Source organism: bacterium, assembly GCA_035703895.1.
Lineage (GTDB): Bacteria > Sysuimicrobiota > Sysuimicrobiia > Sysuimicrobiales > Segetimicrobiaceae > Segetimicrobium.
On sequence record DASSXJ010000121.1, the window covers coordinates 1 to 2168 of the forward strand.

Sequence of the window (2168 nt, forward strand, 5' to 3'; positions counted from 1 at the left end):
AGACAGCCTGTTGGCAGCACCTCCTGAAGCTGCGGTGGCCGCGGGGGTTCGTCTGCCCCCGGGGTGCGCGGAACGATCTGCCTGGACGACGGCCCGCAACCTGTTGGGCGAGCAAAAGGCTCGAAGGCGAATGCGGCTAGAGGTAGCGAGCGACCTCATACCACCGAGAGAAGAAGAGGATCGCCGAGGTTCCCGGATGGAAGCCCCAGCGACGTCGGCGGTAGACTCCGTGTTGATGAAGACGCGGAGGTCCCATGGCCGACTATGCGACTCTACTGCGAGATCATGTGACGCTCAAGTGCCGGTCGATCGATCGCATTTTCTTGCAAGCGTACGTGCCGAAGTTGCAGGCGGTCGGGCAAGTCTGCACGTTCCTTCGATGGCAGCGCAAGTTCAAGATCCCGTCGTCTGCCGCATTCGGTCAGATTGGTGATGCCTACGTGAAGGCGATTTATCGGTTCGCCGAGCAGCACCAGATTCCGGTGGTGAAGTTCAAGAAAGGTCAGAAGAAGGAAGAGGTGGCGCAGCCGTATCTCGACGCGGCGGCGCGCGAGAAAAAAGACCGCGTGGTGTTGATCGGGATTGCGCAAGAAAAGACCTCGCGGTGGAGCTCCTGGGTCAGGAAGGGTCAGGAAAACCGCCCCCACCCGCACATGGACTGGGGCCGGCAGATGGCCTTCGTGAATCATTTCTACTTTTACCTCTGGGATTCCGAGTGGGGCGGGACCTTTTGGAAGACCAACGCCTACGCTCCCTTTCCGATTTGGCTGTGGCTCAACGGTCACGAATGGGCAAAGCGGCAGCTTGAGCATGCGGGTATTCGGTACGAGGCGCTGGAGAACGGCTTCCGGTCGTGTGAGAACCCAGGGGCCCTCCAGCAGATTTGCCAACGGCTCGGCCCCGAGGCCGTCACGAGTTTCTTCTGGCGCTGGGTGCACCGCTTGCCGTCGCCGTTCTCCGCCGCCGATTTTCGCGCCGGCTACGTCTACGCGCTGGCCTTCCGCCAGTTTGAGGTGTCGGAGACCTGTGTATTTGACCGGCCGCAGGCGGGGCGGATGTGGTTCGAAGGGGTCATTCGCGATCATCTCGACATCGGCCGACCGGATCAGATCGCGATCATCTTCGGCCGCGCGATCACTCGTCGGACGCCGGGGGTGTTCCGGACGCGCGTCCTGACCCGCGGGGTCGACCCGGCGTTACATTGCTACTACAAATCCTCGCGGCTCAAACAGTATTTCAAAGAGGGGGTGGCGCTCCGGACCGAGTTGGTGATCTGCAACACCAACGACTTCGAGATCGGGCGCCGCGTCTGCGCACACAACTGGTATGCCCTCAGGGCAGTTGGTGAAGCAGCCAACCGACGTCTCTGTGACGCCGAAGCGGCAGATGCACAACCGGCCCCAGACGTGGCCACCTTTCATCGGGTGACCCGACCGTCTCGAACGGACGACGGTCTCTATGCGGCAGCCCTGCGGTTCGGTGACCCGCGCGTGATGGCCGTGCTGAGCGCTCTGGTCGGATTCTGTCACGTCCCCGTGGGCTTCACGAATGGCGAGCTGGTCAACCTCGTCAGTGCCCTGCTCGGCCAACCGTACACCTCGCGTCAGGCGACGTATGATCTTCGACGACTCGTCCGCAAACGACTCGTCATCAAGATTCCACACACGCGTCGCTACCACCTGACGATCGTGGGTCGCCGTGTCGCGGTGCTCTTCACCAAGACATACGGGCGCGTGCTCGCGCCAGGGCTGGGGATCCTCGATCCCAGGCTGCCCGAGGCGTTGAAGAGTCGCAGTCCATTAGCGGTCACGTGGCACCGATTTGAATCCGCCCTCGATGATTTCATCGACGGGCACTTGGTTGCCGCATGAGACTTGACCAGTTTGTGAACTTTCTTCGCGGCAAGACGGACTAGGACAACACCTCGCGGACGCGGTTTCGAACCCGCTGATATCGCTCGAGCCAGGCCGTCTGAAGGCGGGCCTGGACGAACCGGTCCGCAGCGCGCAATCGCCCGAGAACGCCGGGGCTGGCAAGGCGCCGCCACGCCGCCCGAAAGAGACGCCGGGCAGGAGGGATCTGTTCCCCGCTGGACGCCGCGCCCTCCAATTCCGCGATTTTCTGCCGGAGGCTGGCGACGACCTGGCTGTCGATGGAAGCCATCGTCC

At 62.6% G+C, this 2168-nt stretch carries 2 protein-coding genes; one reads left to right on the forward strand and one right to left on the reverse strand.

Going from position 1 to position 2168, the window contains the following annotated elements:
* Positions 1-254: 254 nt before the first annotated feature.
* Positions 255-1871: a hypothetical protein gene (locus VFP86_08395; GenBank protein HET8999649.1), complete on the forward strand. Its 1617-nt coding sequence runs from the start codon at positions 255-257 to the stop codon at positions 1869-1871.
* 40 nt (positions 1872-1911) lie between these two features.
* On the opposite strand, the gene VFP86_08400 is transcribed toward VFP86_08395, so the two are convergent.
* On the reverse strand, positions 1912-2168 hold a 257-nt coding region (locus VFP86_08400; GenBank protein HET8999650.1), incomplete at its 5' end, for a hypothetical protein.

Excerpts from the sequence above, each read along its gene's own strand:
- VFP86_08395 (HET8999649.1), top strand. The coding sequence starts at position 255 with ATGGCCGACTATGCGACTCTACTGCGAGATCATGTGACGCTCAAGTGC.